The sequence below is a fragment of the Cellulophaga sp. 3_MG-2023 genome, assembly GCF_030546975.1.
GTDB lineage: Bacteria > Bacteroidota > Bacteroidia > Flavobacteriales > Flavobacteriaceae > Cellulophaga.
Window position 1 is genome coordinate 272,665 of record NZ_JAUOPS010000001.1, and the last position, 15,810, is coordinate 288,474.

14 protein-coding genes are annotated in these 15,810 nt (G+C 28.7%); 7 read left to right on the top strand and 7 right to left on the bottom strand.

The window, feature by feature from the left end; genetic code table 11:
- Positions 1-12: 12 nt before the first annotated feature.
- The 4 genes from bshA (at position 13) to Q4487_RS01035 (ending at position 4,821) form a co-directional block, all read left to right on the top strand.
- Positions 13-1,158 (top strand): N-acetyl-alpha-D-glucosaminyl L-malate synthase BshA, encoded by a 1,146-nt coding sequence (gene bshA / locus Q4487_RS01020; RefSeq protein WP_303542461.1) that lies wholly within the window; start codon positions 13-15, stop codon positions 1,156-1,158.
- Between the two features lie 109 nt (positions 1,159-1,267).
- On the top strand, positions 1,268-2,449 hold the full coding sequence (locus Q4487_RS01025; RefSeq protein ID WP_303542463.1) for an OmpA family protein: 1,182 nt from the start codon (positions 1,268-1,270) through the stop codon (positions 2,447-2,449).
- Positions 2,450-2,469: 20 nt separating this feature from the next.
- Entirely contained in the window at positions 2,470-3,903 is a 1,434-nt protein-coding gene (locus Q4487_RS01030; protein WP_303542465.1) for an MBOAT family protein, read from the top strand.
- Positions 3,904-3,906: 3 nt separating this feature from the next.
- Positions 3,907-4,821, top strand: coding sequence for a hypothetical protein (locus Q4487_RS01035; RefSeq protein ID WP_303542467.1), 915 nt, complete (start codon positions 3,907-3,909; stop codon positions 4,819-4,821).
- A gap of 54 nt (positions 4,822-4,875) precedes the next feature.
- Here Q4487_RS01035 and Q4487_RS01040 read toward each other — a convergent pair whose 3' ends face one another.
- The 5 genes from Q4487_RS01040 to Q4487_RS01060 all read right to left on the bottom strand — a co-directional run bounded on the left by Q4487_RS01040 (position 4,876) and on the right by Q4487_RS01060 (position 9,875).
- Positions 4,876-5,964 (bottom strand): peptidogalycan biosysnthesis protein, encoded by a 1,089-nt coding sequence (locus Q4487_RS01040; protein ID WP_303542469.1) that lies wholly within the window; start codon positions 5,962-5,964, stop codon positions 4,876-4,878.
- Between the two features lie 21 nt (positions 5,965-5,985).
- On the bottom strand, positions 5,986-6,591 hold the full coding sequence (locus Q4487_RS01045; protein WP_303542471.1) for a sugar transferase: 606 nt from the start codon (positions 6,589-6,591) through the stop codon (positions 5,986-5,988).
- 4 nt (positions 6,592-6,595) lie between these two features.
- Entirely contained in the window at positions 6,596-7,675 is a 1,080-nt protein-coding gene (locus tag Q4487_RS01050) for a hypothetical protein (RefSeq protein ID WP_303542473.1), read from the bottom strand.
- Between the two features lie 73 nt (positions 7,676-7,748).
- Positions 7,749-8,903, bottom strand: a complete 1,155-nt coding sequence (locus Q4487_RS01055) for a glycosyltransferase family 4 protein (protein WP_303542475.1) — start codon at positions 8,901-8,903, stop codon at positions 7,749-7,751.
- A 3-nt stretch (positions 8,904-8,906) separates the two neighbouring features.
- Entirely contained in the window at positions 8,907-9,875 is a 969-nt protein-coding gene (locus Q4487_RS01060) for a GNAT family N-acetyltransferase (protein WP_303542477.1), read from the bottom strand.
- Positions 9,876-9,998: 123 nt separating this feature from the next.
- Here Q4487_RS01060 and Q4487_RS01065 point away from each other — a divergent pair, with 123 nt between their 5' ends.
- Genes Q4487_RS01065 through Q4487_RS01075 form a run of 3 tightly spaced genes read left to right on the top strand, consistent with a single transcriptional unit; the run spans position 9,999 to position 13,322 of the window.
- Positions 9,999-10,994 carry a DUF2334 domain-containing protein gene (locus Q4487_RS01065; RefSeq protein ID WP_303542478.1) on the top strand — a complete coding sequence of 332 codons (996 nt, stop codon included), beginning with the start codon at positions 9,999-10,001 and terminating at the stop codon, positions 10,992-10,994.
- Positions 10,995-10,999: 5 nt separating this feature from the next.
- On the top strand, positions 11,000-12,412 hold the full coding sequence (locus Q4487_RS01070) for an MBOAT family protein (protein ID WP_303542480.1): 1,413 nt from the start codon (positions 11,000-11,002) through the stop codon (positions 12,410-12,412).
- 4 nt (positions 12,413-12,416) lie between these two features.
- A complete protein-coding gene (locus Q4487_RS01075; RefSeq protein ID WP_303542481.1) occupies positions 12,417-13,322 on the top strand; it encodes a hypothetical protein in 906 nt (301 codons plus the stop codon).
- A 34-nt stretch (positions 13,323-13,356) separates the two neighbouring features.
- Here Q4487_RS01075 and Q4487_RS01080 read toward each other — a convergent pair whose 3' ends face one another.
- Positions 13,357-14,871 (bottom strand): hypothetical protein, encoded by a 1,515-nt coding sequence (locus tag Q4487_RS01080; RefSeq protein WP_303542483.1) that lies wholly within the window; start codon positions 14,869-14,871, stop codon positions 13,357-13,359.
- A gap of 312 nt (positions 14,872-15,183) precedes the next feature.
- Entirely contained in the window at positions 15,184-15,720 is a 537-nt protein-coding gene (locus Q4487_RS01085) for a serine O-acetyltransferase (protein ID WP_303542484.1), read from the bottom strand.
- Between the last annotated feature and the right edge of the window lie 90 nt (positions 15,721-15,810).

A 15,810-nucleotide genomic window follows, 5' to 3' on the forward strand; every position in this document is an offset into this window, starting at 1 on the left:
AATTTTGCGAGAATGAAAATAGCTATAGTTTGTTACCCAACCTTTGGAGGAAGTGGTGTTGTTGCCACAGAATTAGGAATTGCTCTTGCAAATAGAGGACATGAGATACATTTTGTTACCTATAGGCAGCCGGTAAGGTTAGAATTATTAAACGAACGCATACATTTTCATGAAGTAAATGTGCCAGAATACCCTTTGTTTCAGTACCAACCTTATGAGCTTGCTTTGTCTAGTAAATTGGTAGATACAGTTAAGTTTTTTGGTATAGAATTATTACATGTGCATTATGCTATTCCGCACGCATATGCAGGCTATATGGCTAAAAAAATGCTAGAGGAAGAAGGTATTTATATACCTATGGTCACTACCTTACACGGTACAGATATTACATTGGTGGGTAAGCATCCGTTTTATAAGCCAGCCGTAACATTTAGCATTAATAAATCTGAGGTAGTTACTTCTGTTTCAGAAAATTTAAAACAGAGTACGTTAGATCTTTTTCATATTAAAAAAGAGATAAATGTAATACCCAACTTTATAGATAAGAGCAACTATAATGCAGACTATACAGATTGTCAACGTTCTTTAATGGCAAATGATGATGAGCGAATTATAACACACATTAGTAACTTTAGAAAAGTTAAAAGAATACCAGATGTAATACAAATATTTAAGCAAATAGTAGATAAAACAGCTGCCAAGTTAATTATGGTTGGCGAAGGACCTGAAAAAGAAAAAGCAGAACAATTAGCTGAAGATCTAGGCATAAAAGATAGAGTTGTTTTCTTAGGAAATAGCAATGAGGTAGATCGTATTTTATGCTTCACAGATTTATTTATATTACCTTCAGAAACAGAAAGTTTTGGTTTAGCAGCTCTAGAAGCAATGATGCATAGAGTGCCTGTTATATCTAGTAACACTGGTGGTATACCAGAAGTTAATGTAGATGGTGTAACTGGTTATATGAGTAATGTTGGGGATGTGGATAGTATGGCACTAAATGCTTTAAAGATTTTAAAGGATGATGATACCTTAAATATGTTTAAGGATAATGCAGAAAAAGAGGCGCATAAATTTGATATTGTAAACATTCTCCCAATGTATGAAAATGTCTATGAAGAAGCCTTTGAAAAGTACTACAAAAATTTGCATCAATAAGTTTTGTTAAAAGCTGTTCTACATCGATGAAAGCTACTGTTTACAAGATTTTATTGTTAAGAGTTTTGTAACAGAATAACTTTGTAATCTTATTTGGGAAAATTAGATTATGAAAAAGATTAAGATTGGTGTATTAGTTATTTTACTTCACTCAATTGGGTCCGTATGGGCTCAAGATTTACAACTTACGGCAAAAGATAGCATTGTTAAGAGTTCTTGGATCTTTGGTCTAGGCTATAACTTTGTTGATGATTCTGGAGATGTTTTTGATGAATTATTAGATGTGGATAAGCAATGGAATGCAGTAGCTTTTCCGTCTAGAATTAGCATTGGAAAATATTTTGAGAGTGGAATAGGTGTAGAGGCTATTGGTAGTTATAATAAGTATAAGGTTGGTAAAACTGTAGATGGTTCTGTAAACTTAGAGGAAACAGATTATTATGCTGTTGATACAAGAGTAAGTTACGATTTAAACAAAATTATAGGAGAAACCGCTTGGTTTGATCCTTATCTAGGCGTTGGTTTAGGATACACAGATGCCAATAATAAAGGAAGAGGAACGTATAACGGAGTTTTAGGTTTTAGAACCTGGATTACAGAACGCATTGGTTTAGATTTCAACTCTTCAGGTAAATGGGCAATGAATAAAGGAGATGGGGTAACAAACCATTTACAACATGCAGTAGGGGTTGTATATCAGTTTAAAGTAGAAAAAGGATTATCTAAAAAAGGGTTAGAGAAACAAGCTCAGATTGAAGAAATTTTAAAAGAGCAGCAACGCGTTGCAGATTCTACAGCAATTGCTAAAAAGCAAGAAGAAGAGGCTAGATTACTTGCAGAGCAACTTAAAAAGGAGCAAGAAGCATTACGTTTAGTAGAAGCAGAAAAAGAAAAGGCAGCTGCACAAAAGAAAAGAAGAGAAGATTTACAAGCAAAAATTAATAGTTTTGGTAGTATAAACTTTGCTTTAAACAGTTCTTACTTAGATCCTAAAACTAAAAAAACATTAAACTCTATCGCAGAGTTATTAAAAGAAAACTCAACAGTTACAGTAAAACTGGGTGCTTATACAGATTCTAGAGGTACAGATAAATACAATTTGTGGTTGTCACAAAGGAGAATGCAGCGTTCTTTAGATTATATAATTTCTAAGGGGGTTGTAGCAGAAAAAGTAACAGCTAAAGCTTATGGAGAAGAAGTATTGCTAAATAACTGTGAAGATGATGTTTATTGTACGGAGCAAGAGCATAGTATTAATCGTAGAATAGAAATTATAATAGATAAAATATAACCTAACTAACCATTATTTAAATGCTTTTCAATTCAATAGACTTTGTTGTTTTTTTACCAATAGTATTTTTACTTTATTGGTTTGTTTTAAATAAAAATTTACGATTACAAAACTTTTTACTTTTAGTTGCAAGTTATGTGTTTTATGGTTGGTGGGATTGGCGTTTTTTATCTCTAATAGCTTTTAGCACATTAGTAGATTATACTTTAGGTGTTTTATTAGGTAAAGAACAAAAAGAAGGTAAACGTAAATTATATTTATGGTTAAGTATTGTAGTTAATCTAGGCTTTTTAGGCTTTTTTAAATATTACAATTTTTTTGTAGAGAGCTTTGTAGATGCATTTACGTTTTTTGGACAAGAAATAGAAATAGGTACTCTAAACATTATTTTACCAGTAGGTATAAGTTTTTACACTTTTCAAACTTTAAGTTATACTATAGATGTATATAAACGAAATTTAGAACCTACTAAAAAGTTTATTGCTTTTGCTGCTTTTGTGAGCTTTTTTCCTCAATTAGTAGCTGGCCCTATAGAGAGAGCTACTAATTTATTGCCTCAGTTTTATGTTAAAAGGAATTTTACTTACGACAATGCCGTAAATGGAATGAGACAGATACTATGGGGTTTATTTAAGAAAATTGTAATTGCTGATAATTGTGCTAAATATGCAAACATTATCTTTAATAACTCAGATGATTATTCTGGTAGTACATTACTATTAGGAGCTTTATTTTTTACATTTCAAATTTATGGAGATTTTAGTGGTTACTCAGATATAGCTATTGGAACATCTAGGTTATTTGGTTTTGAGCTGAAACAGAATTTTGCTTTTCCTTATTTTTCCAGGGATATAGCTGAGTTTTGGAGACGTTGGCACATTTCTTTATCTACTTGGTTTAGAGATTACTTATACATTCCTTTAGGAGGAAGTAAAGGGGGAATAAATATGAAGATAAGAAATACCTTTATTATATTTTTAGTTAGTGGTTTTTGGCATGGAGCAAACTGGACATTTGTAGCTTGGGGTTTTTTAAATGCATTATACTTTTTACCATTACTGCTTTTAAAGCGCAACAGGGTTAATACTAATGTTGTGGCTGAAGGTAAAATGTTTGCTAATGCAAAAGAATTATCACAAATGTTTATTACATTTTTAATTACAGTTTTGGCTTGGGTCTTTTTTAGAGCAGATAATTTAACTCATGCATTTAGTTATTTAGGAGGTATTTTTAATGTTAATTTGTTTTCTTTTCCAGAGATTTTCCCCAAAGAGGTTTTGGTTTTAGTTTTGTTTTTTATGATGATAGAATGGTTTGGAAGAGCAACACAATTTGCATTAGAAAACATTACAAAACAGCATAGAGTTGTTAGGTGGGCATTTTATATAGGTATAATTGTTTTGATGTTTGTTTACACGGGAGAAGAGCAAGAATTTATTTACTTTCAATTTTAAAAGATGAAAAAATTTCTATTTACCATAATCGTTTTTTTAGCAGTAGGTCTAATTGCAGGAGAAATAATAGCTAGAATATTTGTACTAACAACAGAGGTGCCTAATAGAAAAATTGATGAATATGGAATACAGCGTTATATTCCCAATCAAGATGGATATTACAAAGGAGGAGATCACACATGGCAAGTAAATAAAAATGGATGGGTAGGACCGCTGCCAAAGAGTGAAGATAATTTAATTACAATAATTGGTGATTCATTTATAGAGAACTTTATGAACCCTGATGAATGCCATCAAATGGCTTATTTAAAAGAAAAGGTACCATCATATAATTTTACTGAAGCAGCAAGATCTGGAGTTACTTTAATTGAGGCTTTTGAAATTTCTAAACAATTTTATGTTAAAAAACCAGAATTGCAAATTATTTATTTAGATGAATCAGATTTAAAACAAAGTTTAACTGACATAGGTAGAGTAGGTGATGTTACACAATTAAATCTAAAAGAAAATAAAATAGTCTATGGAGTAATGAGATCTCCAGGATTAAAAAAAATTATTTATAATTTAAAGTTTCCATTTTATTTATACCGAAGATTCTCTGGTTCCTTAGCTAAAAAGACACCTATAAATACAAATGAAGAAGAAAAACTTAAAGAAGACAGTTATATAGATGAATATAAGGCACTTTTAGAATATATTAAATCTAATTACGACACTACTAATACATTGTTGGTTTTAAAACCACATACAGAAAGAAGTGTTGTTGACTTATTAAAAAGTTTAGATTTTAATATTTTATTATTAAATGATGAAGGAGATAAAAACTGGTCTTTTGAGTATGATCATCATTGGACATGTTACGGACATGAAAGAGCAGCATCGCAGGTTGCAAGCTATATTAAAAGTAATATGAAATAAATTAATTTGTAATACTTTTAATTTATTAATAAAAAAAGCCCATACGGGCTTTTTTTATTGTCTGTACGCCGGGAAGAACCCTTCTGATATTTTTAAGTAATCTTTTGTATTAGATTCTTTTAATACTGGGGATAGTTTTTCACAAAGTTCTAAATAAGCTTTATTATTAATTATTTTTCTGCCAGTATAGTAAATAGCATCTTTTTCTTTTGGAAAAAATGTTTTCTTGTATTTATATAATCCATCAAAATCATATCTTCCACCACCTAAAATATAATATTCATAATTATTTTCTCTGCCCCAATTCATAGCTTCAATCTTTAAAAAATCATTAGGTCTCAAACTAAAATAATCTGCTATAGTACCACCTAAAAATGAATACATACTATTTTTATTTAGTAATATTAATTCTGTAGATATAGCTATGTTTTCTTTATAAATAAGAACTAAAGCACAGTTTGTTGGGTTTTTTAAAATAAATTCATTGAAGTATTCTAAAGAAAAATAATAGGAGTCATCTGCATTATTACGATCCATAGTACCAATATAAATAGTGTGGAAGGTATTTATAATATCAAGGGTTATGTTTCCTTTATATATTTTAGCAGTTAGTTGGTTGTTTTCTCCTTTTCTGTAATTGTTTCTTACTTTTGGTATAAAACTGGTCCACTGTTGTTCTTTGTCCTTTAATATCAATCCTTTTACATTAGACAATGTAGGTAATAAATGACCACTGTAATTTATATGGTTCCCATCTAAATTAAACCTTATAAATTCTGCAACAACGTTGTTTTTACGGTACCATTTGTCTGCTAAAACCCAGAAATTTTGTAATAAATCTGTATTTATTTTTTGAGTAAACAAAGGGCCACTATAACCATAAGGAGAAACAACATCAAAATAATGAGTCATATTGTTATTTATAGTTATACTGCGCTGTATAAAAGGCATTAAAACAATAACTTGATCTTTATCTTTTAATACAAAATACTTTTTTTCTTGGTTGCTTTCAATACCTGTATTTATTAATTCTACTTTGTAAAAAACATCAAAGCCATTAAAGTGGTATAAAAATTCTTGATATCTTTTAACATCTTCAGTATTAGTCAAAGAATAACACTCTAAAGTATAAGTTGTAGTCATTTGTAGTACGTTTTTATTGTTTTAATTTGTACCATCAAAAGTGGTCATATTTAAATTTTCACTATTATTAACTCCTTCTCTAATTAGTACTTTCTTTAATGTTTTAAATAAAATTAAAACATCAGTCTTAAAAGACACATTTTGAGTGTACCAAACATCTAGTTTAAATTTTTCATTCCAACTTAGGGCGTTTCTACCATTAACCTGCGCCCAACCTGTAATTCCGGGCTTTACATTATGTCTCTGTTGCTGAAAATCACTATATAATGGTAAGTATTGTACTAGTAATGGTCTAGGGCCTACAATGCTCATTTCTCCGCTAATCACATTTAATAATTGTGGTATCTCATCTAAAGAATAATCTCTTATAAAATGTCCAAACTTAGTAACTCTTAAATGAAAAGGTAAAAATTCACCGTTTTTATCTTTCTTATCATTCATAGACTTAAATTTTATCATTTTAAAAACTTTGCCATTTTTACCAGGTCTTTCTTGAAAGAAGAAACATTTACCATTATTTAAAATCAATAGGGTAAATGCTACAATTACAAAAATTGGAAAAAGTAATAAAAAAGCAATTATTGCTATTATTAAATCTTCTATCCTTTTTATATAATTTAAATACATAAAATTAATTATTAGTTTTAGTCCATTTATTTAAAGTCTCTACTATATACTCAGCTTCATTTTTAGTATATCTAAAATCTATGTGTATGTTTAGCATAAAATTATAGTTTACGATGTTAGTTTCATTACCAGGCCATAATTCAGACGGGTATATGTTATTAGATATTAAGTATAGTTTTAATGAATTAAAGAGCGTACGCTCTTTAAAAGCTAATTGCAGACCAAATGTAACAAGATTTTTGTAGCGTAATACTTTAAAATTATCACTGGGTTTAATAGCAGTGTATATAGTTTCTAAATTTAATGTTTTTGTTTTTGTGTAATTTTTATTCAAAAAAGTTTTAATATACTGTTTGTGTTCCTCTTTAAGTTGTATTACATCGTATTGTTTATGCAAGTAATTTTCAGACTTTGCTATTAAGTTTAAGTAAACGTCTTTGTTATTTGTTATGTTGTTTTTTAAATAGTCAGCTTTTAATAACATAGCCTCTTCTATGGTGTTCCAATTTTCATAAAAATTTTGGTCTTGTTTAAGCAAAAGACCATTTATATTAATTTTTTGTCCATTAGGTTTCCATAAAATACCTCCTAAAGGTATTGGTAAAGTTTTTCTTAATGAAGCAAAACAATAATCGGCTTTACTTTGTAAACAACCAGTACTAAGCCATCCATGAGAATGATCTTCAATTATAACAGGTTTTTTTTTAGTAGTAGGTAATTGATATTCAAAAACACCCCAAAAATTATTTAAAATAACAATATCATTTTCCGTAGCAAAATCTAAAATTCTTAATTGTTCCTCCGTTTTACAGAAAGCATTAATGGAGTAAAAATTTATATTGCTAAAGTTTTGTTGTAGCCAATTGGTAACGTGTTGGCAATAGTACTTTGGTAGCCAAATAGTACTATAAGCACTTTTAGAAATCAAATCTTTTAATAGGTATTTTATAGCGTGTCTTCCTGTATAAAACAACTCATAATTAGGTATATGTGTGTGTAAGTCATATTGGGGAATATTTTCACTTGCGGTCTTGTGAAAAAAAGAACCTAAACCTATAGATTTTACTTGGCTATTATTGCTCATTTAAGTATAAAATTATATGTAAATTAACCAAAAAAAATAATAGTATAAACTAAATAAAAGGTGTATTGTATATTTATTTAGACAAAGAATTGTATTCTTCTAAAATCTCTTTCCAGATATAACTTTGGTTATACCTATCTATAATTAGTTGTCTACAATGTGTAGTATTGTATTTGCCAGTTTTATCTAAGTAAAAAGATAACATTTTTTTGTATAATATATCACTGTTTTTTACAGGAATAATAGTGCCATTAACTTCTTCAATAATAATTTCATTACAACCGTTAATGTTAGTAACTATACTTGGTAAACCCATTGCTCCGGCTTGCATAACTACATTTGGAAAGCCTTCTCTATAGCTAGGAAAGGTAAGTGTATTGGCAATAGATAAATAAGGCTTAACATCTGTTTGCCAACCAGTAACAATAATATCTTTATTCTCTTTTATTTTAGATACTGTTGTAGTATCTAGTGGATCTAATTCTTCTTCAAAAGTACCAACTAAAAGTAATTTAGTATTCTTGTTTTCTTTATTTAGTTTGCAAAAAGCTGTAACTAATTCATTTATACCTTTGTCTGCTACTATTCTACCTAGAAAAATAAAAACGTAGTCAGTTTTTTTTATATCTAGGGAATTTCTTAATTCATTTTTTTGGTTAGCAGAAATTAAATCTGGATTAAAAATAGAAGTATTTATTCCGTTAGAACTGCCGTTGCCAAGCACTTTTAACTTATTTTGTTTGGTAAATTTATGATCTAAAATTATTTGTTGTAACCCAAAAGAATTTGGATATATTTTTGTTGCAAATTTATAAGTGATTTTTTCTACAAAATTAAGAAGTATTCTTTTTTTTCCGGTTGCTTCTAATAATGGTAAACCAGCTATAGTATGTAGTCTATGAGGTACTCTTGCTAAATAAGAAGCAATCATACCAATTGTACCAGCTTTTGGGGTATGAGTGTGTACTATATATGGTTTTTCTTTTTTTAAAACGCAATACAATACCCACAAAGATTTTAAATCTTGTATAGGAGTTATTTTACGTGTTAACTCTACAGGTATAACTTGTATGTTTTCTTGCTCTGCTACTGACTCTAGAACACCATTATCATTAGATGAAATGCCTATTACGTTGTAAAAGTTATTAATGTAATTAAGCTGCCCTTTTAAAAGGCCTTTTAATGAAACCGGAACAGTTGTAATACGAATAATTTTCTTTCTTTCCATTTTTTAAAAAAGTTCCATATCACCAAGGCTATAATCCCAATAATCTGATTTATTATCCAAAAGAATATCATAATTAGTTTTTTCTATGTTTATTTCTTTAGTGGTTAAATTAGGCCCATTGTGTTTGTAATTAAATACTATATGTGGGAAATTTACGTGAAATAATTTTTTATAAATATTACTAGATAGTGTTGTAATAATGTATTTATTACTTAGAATAGTTATTGCTTTTTTTATATCATTTTCTGTTACCTCAGAATTATTTAAAATTAAAATATCTACAATTCTACATTCAGTTATAAATTTTATTTTCTTCTTTCTATATATTAATAAAATATTACCATTAATTAAATAGTTATAATCTACAATTGGATTTTCTAGATATCTCCACTTTAAAAAAGGTAGTGTAACTGGTGTACTAAGTTGTTCTTTAGAAGAAGTTTTAGAAAAGGATTTTACTTCGTTAATAATTATATTTTTTGCTTTTTTAGAAAAATTTTCTAGTTTTTTAGTGGAGCTAAAAACAGAAAAAGGAGATAAAAGTAAGTTGACTTTTACTTTTCTATTAACAACCCAACCTAATTTTAAATAAGCTCCAATGCTTTTTTCGTTAGGCGTGTTAAATACAAAATCAAATCCCTCTGCATTTGCCTCTTTAAGAGTAAATTTCGTTAAGTTAGAAAAAATTCCTTTTCTTCTAAATTTGGTGTCTACTGATGAATCTACGGCTCTTAATGTTTTATAGTCTTGTTTAGAATTTATCCAACTCCATTGCATAAATGACCTCATACCAACAATTTTGTTATTGAAGGTCGCAACGTAAATTAAAGATTCTCCAAAAGGATTTTTATAATGTTTCCAAATCCATATATCATCAGATTTTTTTATATTTTCACCTAATGCAGCTTTAATTAAAGTTACTATTTCTGAAGTATCTTCTATAGTTGCTTTTCTAATTTTTATATCTTCCATAACAAATACGAAATTAAATAAATTTAGCTTGGTTTTAATTGTTTTTTAGCGATTAAACCTACACTTAATCGTATTAAAGGTAAGTAGTATCTAAATTAGAATTTTATTTATAAAAAAAACGAAATGAAGGATAAGGGTGTATTTGTTATTTCTCTAGATTTTGAATTATTCTGGGGAGTAAGAGACAAGAGATCAATAGAAAATTATGGTGATACTCTTAAAGAAACACATCTAGTTGTACCACGTATGCTCCAAATGTTTAATAAATATAAAGTTAGCTCAACTTTTGCTACAGTTGGCTTTTTATTTGCAGATACAAAAGAAGAAATACTTAGGCATAACCCTAATATACAGCCAAAATACAAAGATCCTAATTTATCGCCTTACACAGATAATTTTGTTCAAGTTAAAGATAAAAGCTCTAATGATCCTTTTCATTATGCTCCAGAGTTAATTTCAATATTAAAAAAAGATTCTAATCATGAAATTGCTACTCATACCTACTCTCATTTTTACTGCCAAGAAGAAGGGCAAACAGCAGCAGATTTTGAAGCAGATTTAAAAGCAGCAATATCTATTGCTACTGACAAAGGAATTAAGTTAGATTCATTAGCTTTTCCAAGAAATCAATTTAGCCGTGAGTATTTAAAAATATGTAAGAATAATAATATATTAACTTATAGAGGCAATGAAAATGTTTGGTTTTGTAGGCCAGAAAGTGAGGAGAATACAACTATTTACAAAAGAATTGCACGTACTTTAGATTGTTACGTAAACATATCTGGTAAACACTGCTATAAATTGTCAGACTTAAAAAAGGAAGAACCTTATAACATTCCTTCAAGTCGTTTTTTAAGACCCTATTCTAATAAATTGAAGCGTTTAGAAAGTTTAAAAATTAGACGTGTTAAAAAAGCTATGAAACACGCAGCAAAAAATGGGTTATTATATCATTTGTGGTGGCACCCACATAATTTTGGAGCCAATACAGAAGAAAATTTTAAAACTTTAGAAGAAATTTTAAAGTATTATGAGTTTTTAAATAAAAAATACGGTTTTGAAAGTAAAACAATGAAAGATACTGGAGAAATGATTGGAAGTAACAATAATTTTAATTAAAAATAATGTTATTTAACTCAATAGAATATCTCATATTTTTACCAATTGTTTTTATTTTATATTGGTTTGTAGTCAATAAAAATTTAAAACTTCAAAATATATTACTTCTTTTAGCTAGTTATTTATTTTATGGTTGGTGGGATTACCGTTTTTTATCTTTAATAATATTTAGCTCTTTTTTAGATTATTTTGTCGGGATTAAACTTTTTGAAGCTGTTGACGAAAAAAAAAGAAAATTATGGTTATATGTTAGTCTATTTTCTAATTTAGGATTACTGGGGTTATTTAAATATTATAATTTTTTTGCAGATTCTTTTGCTGTAGCTATGCAGGGCATTGGCTGGCAAGTAGATGATCTTACCTTAAACATAATATTGCCTGTAGGAATTAGTTTTTACACATTTCAAACTTTAAGTTATTCTATAGATATATACAGAAGAACTTTAGAGCCTACTAAAAATATAGTTTCTTTTTTTACTTATGTTTCATTTTTTCCGCAGCTAGTTGCAGGACCTATAGAAAGAGCATCCAATCTGTTACCACAAATAGAGACAAAGCGAAAATTTAGTAGAGAAAGCTTTAATGAGGGAATTTTACAAATTAGCATAGGTCTTTTTAGAAAAGTAGTAATTGCAGATAATTTAGCTGTTTATGTAGATACTGTTTATGCTAATTCTGAATTACATAATTCTAGTACATTATTGCTAGCTACAGTTTTTTACTCGTTTCAAATTTATTATGATTTTGCTGGTTATTCAGATATAGCTATTGGAACAGCTAAATTATTTGGGTTTAATTTTGCTCCTAATTTTAATTTCCCTTACTTTTCTAAATCTATAACAGAGTTTTGGAGAAGATGGCATATGTCTTTATCTTTTTGGTTAAGAGATTACTTATACATATCCTTAGGTGGCAATAGAAAAGGAATAAAAATCACCTATCGTAACTTGCTACTTACCATGCTTCTTGGTGGTTTATGGCACGGAAGTTCATGGAATTTTGTCATTTGGGGTGCCATACATGGACTGTTTTTAAGCGCAGAAAAATATAGTTTTTCCTTATTAAATATTAAGAACTTTAATTTTTTAGGAGCTATATATACCTATATTATTGTAATTTTTGCTTGGGTATTTTTTAGAGCTACAGATGTTACGCAATCTTTTGCTATAATTAAAGAAATATGTAGTTTCAATTTTTATTTTCCTTTTCTAGGAGACATAAGCACAATGAGTGTGTCTCTTTTAATGCTAACTATTGGTTTTATATTAGATTTTCTATTATTTAAAAATGGAAAAAGTGTAGAACATTTAGGAAGAAATATGTCTAATACAAAATTAACAATAATACTAACAGTATTAATTATGTTAATTATACTGTTTTATTCTACATCTAATAATTTTATTTATTTTCAATTTTAATATTATGAAGACACTTAAACTTATTATAGGTATACTTATTGTAACTTTTATAGTAGATAAATGTGTATTCTATACTTTAAACTATTTTAGTGACCATGTGTTTTCTGGTCAAGGCGTGGGTAAGGTTAATCATTACTTAAAAATTAAAGATACTACAGATATATTATTTTACGGGAGTTCTAGGGTTAATCATAGCATAGATCCTTCAATGATTAAAAAATCATCTTTTAATATGGGGGTAGATGGTAAAACAATAAGTAATGCTAAGGTTTTAATTAAACAATTACCAATAAATAAAAAGCAAACTATTGTTTTACATATAGATCCTAACAGAGCTATTGATAGTATGTACGCAGGAGCTGATATCAATTTTTTAGCTACTAAATACCACAGAAATAGTATTGTTAAAAAAGAAATAGATGAGCTTAATTTAAACAATACGTTACAGTCTTTTTATTGGAGTTTAGATTATAATGGTGTTGTTTTGCCAGTTTTAAAAAATTATTTTTTTCCAAAGTATAATTATAAAACATACAACGGTTATGATCCTCTTAAGTTAAATAGGGAACAAAAAAACAATTTAAATAAAATACTAAATACAACAAGCACAGATGATTGTACTTCGTTAAATATTAACCCAATATTTAAAAATGGTATTTTAGACGTAAAGAAATTTGCAAAAGAGAATAACAAAAAGCTTATAATTTTTACTTCACCTGCGTATTCAGATCCTTGTAAAAAGGATAACATTTTACTTGAAAATTTTTTAAAGGAAAATAGCGTTATTTACTATGATTACACAGATTTTTTTAAAACTGATAATAGTTTTGATTATTGGAAAGACAAAATTCATTTGTCAAATAAAGGAGCTAAAATTTTTACAAGTGAAATAAAAAATATTATTAGGTAAAAAAGGATCATAATAATATGCTCCTTTTTTCTGATTAATTATCAACTGAGTTTAAATACTCTTCTATATTAGTGTAACCATCTTCATCTTTGTCAAGTTTACTGTCATCTGTACCTAAGTCAAAGCCATTCGCTTTTTCCCATTCATCTGGCATACCATCACCATCCGTGTCAAAGTTAGCTGCTCTTGTATTTATAGGTGTTTTGGAAACTTTACTGTGCCACTGTATGTAATGTGGATACGTTGCCCAATCTTCATTCCATTCATATTCAGTATACGTTCTATTAGCCATTGCTGTTGTATACCTTTTATCTATAATATCAGTAACATCAATAGTGCTTCCATTAGCATCAATAGTTTTATTAGCGCCGATGTTCTTAATTAACTCATCAATTAAGGTATCACTTTTTAAAATATCAATTTCAGCCCCAATTAGGGAGAATTGTGAATCTGTTTTAAACTCTTTTTCAGGTAATGGGTCATTAAACTTATAAGCTATACCTTTTAAAAACCAACCGGTTGTTCCTCCACCATGTGCTGTCCACATATTCCAATTGTTTGCATTAGAATAATTTTTATGAGAGTTACCATTTAGGAAAACTTCCATATTTTCTACTGGAGATAAGGTTCCAGAAACTTTATGCATTAAATTAGATACAGGTGTTCTTGTACCTCTATCATAATAATTTCCTATAATATTTATTTTAGCATTACCAGATACGTTTATTAATCTGTATCTATAATTATAACCTACATTATTTATAACGTCAAAGCGACCTTCTCCTCCAGGGTTGGGAAATCTGTGACTTGAGTCATAAAATATATTTCGTAAAACTGAAATATCTTGGCTAGTATATCCAGTTCCTTTTAAATTTTGACCAACAATCATTCCTGTGTTGCATTCGCCAATTAATACATTTTGTACAGTTACATTTTCGGCAACATCACTAATCCCAATAGCTTTATCTCCAGCCCAGCTAATGCTAACGTGGTCAATAATAATGTTTTTTGCATTATTTAATTGTATACCCATTTCTAAACCATTACGAATAAAATCTGGACGAACTCTAAAATATCTAAAAATCATATTGTCTGCACTAGTCCACTGGTTGCTAGACATTTTTATAGATCTACCAGTTATTGTAATACCTGGTGATGGTGCTGTTTGTCCTGCAATAGTAAGGTTGCCTTCATATATATTTAAATCTGTTAATAATTCAATAGTACCTGAAACATCAAAAACAACAATACGGGGACCGTAGGCCATTACAGCTTCTCTTAAAGAGCCTGTACCACTATCGTTTAAGTTGGTAACATGTATAACTCTACCACCTCTTCCGCCTGTTGTGTAAGCGCCTGCTCCGTAAGCAGTAGGGAATGCTTTTAATTCTTTAGAAACTGTTTCATCTATTTTGGTGTTACCACCAGAATTAGGGTCAGTTTGATTATTAGACTTTGCTATATCTTGGTCTATAGCTTGTGCAAATAATTCTTCATCTTGGCTGCAAGATGCAAGTGTTAAAAATGCAAAACATAGTAATGTTATCATTTTTTTTGGCGTATTTTTTCTTTTTGGGGCACTCATAACTTTTAGGTACAGTTTATTGTTCTATTAACTTCTTTATAAGGTAGATAAGGGGGTTATCTTTTATATCTTTCTAACATACGTAGTTAAACGTATAAAAAGATCACTTTATCGTGTAGAAAGTACTTAATCGATCATATTTTCGACGTAATGCATCTTTTGTTAACTTTTTGTGCCCGTTTTTAACATATGACTAACATCCATTATGTTTTAAAACAAAAAAACTCACGCCTTTTGGCATGAGTTTTTAATGTTTAATATATAGTTATTATATTTTTATACAGTAAAGTTTATGTAACCCTCAGTGGCATTTTCTTTTTGTATAACGGTTATAGGGTTTCCCATAACAATACTATTATCTGGTACATCTGTATTAACATATGAATTAGGAGCAATTAATACATTGTTACCTATAACAACATTACCTACTATTACAGATCCTGCACCAACAAATACATTGTCTTTTATAATAGGGCAGCCTTTACGTTTTCCTCTGTTTGCCTGCCCAACAGTAACAGATTGACTTACAGTAAAATTTTTGCCAATTGTAGCCCCTTCATTTATAACAAGTGGTCCATAATGATTAATGTAAAATCCTTCTTTAATTTTTGTATTAATAGGAATCTGAAATCCATATTTATAACTTAACCTTTTGAGGATTAATCTATAAGTTAAGCCAAATGGTGAAAATTTCTTATAAGTACTCGCTTTTCTTAAAAAATAGGTATATCTAAAACCTTCTTTTCTTATCCCCGTTAAAAAAGAAGTAGTTCCTCCGTATCTATATAAATCTTTTTTTATAGTTGCCTTCATCTTACTAATAATTAAACTTAACTTATAGAGTTAACTGTTTCAGTAAAATTAGTGAGGTTTTAATGGATTTGTTTACGGATTTCCGTAATG

Excerpts from the sequence above, each read along its gene's own strand:
- Q4487_RS01025 (WP_303542463.1), top strand. The coding sequence starts at position 1,268 with ATGAAAAAGATTAAGATTGGTGTATTAGTTATTTTACTTCACTCAATT.
- Q4487_RS01045 (WP_303542471.1), bottom strand. The coding sequence starts at position 6,591 with ATGTATTTAAATTATATAAAAAGGATAGAAGATTTAATAATAGCAATA.
- Q4487_RS01035 (WP_303542467.1), top strand. The coding sequence starts at position 3,907 with ATGAAAAAATTTCTATTTACCATAATCGTTTTTTTAGCAGTAGGTCTA.
- bshA (WP_303542461.1), top strand. The coding sequence starts at position 13 with ATGAAAATAGCTATAGTTTGTTACCCAACCTTTGGAGGAAGTGGTGTT.
- Q4487_RS01055 (WP_303542475.1), bottom strand. The coding sequence starts at position 8,903 with ATGGAAAGAAAGAAAATTATTCGTATTACAACTGTTCCGGTTTCATTA.
- Q4487_RS01070 (WP_303542480.1), top strand. The coding sequence starts at position 11,000 with ATGTTATTTAACTCAATAGAATATCTCATATTTTTACCAATTGTTTTT.
- Q4487_RS01060 (WP_303542477.1), bottom strand. The coding sequence starts at position 9,875 with ATGGAAGATATAAAAATTAGAAAAGCAACTATAGAAGATACTTCAGAA.
- Q4487_RS01050 (WP_303542473.1), bottom strand. The coding sequence starts at position 7,675 with ATGAGCAATAATAGCCAAGTAAAATCTATAGGTTTAGGTTCTTTTTTT.
- Q4487_RS01065 (WP_303542478.1), top strand. The coding sequence starts at position 9,999 with ATGAAGGATAAGGGTGTATTTGTTATTTCTCTAGATTTTGAATTATTC.
- Q4487_RS01075 (WP_303542481.1), top strand. The coding sequence starts at position 12,417 with ATGAAGACACTTAAACTTATTATAGGTATACTTATTGTAACTTTTATA.
- Q4487_RS01030 (WP_303542465.1), top strand. The coding sequence starts at position 2,470 with ATGCTTTTCAATTCAATAGACTTTGTTGTTTTTTTACCAATAGTATTT.
- Q4487_RS01085 (WP_303542484.1), bottom strand. The coding sequence starts at position 15,720 with ATGAAGGCAACTATAAAAAAAGATTTATATAGATACGGAGGAACTACT.
- Q4487_RS01040 (WP_303542469.1), bottom strand. The coding sequence starts at position 5,964 with ATGACTACAACTTATACTTTAGAGTGTTATTCTTTGACTAATACTGAA.
- Q4487_RS01080 (WP_303542483.1), bottom strand. The coding sequence starts at position 14,871 with ATGATAACATTACTATGTTTTGCATTTTTAACACTTGCATCTTGCAGC.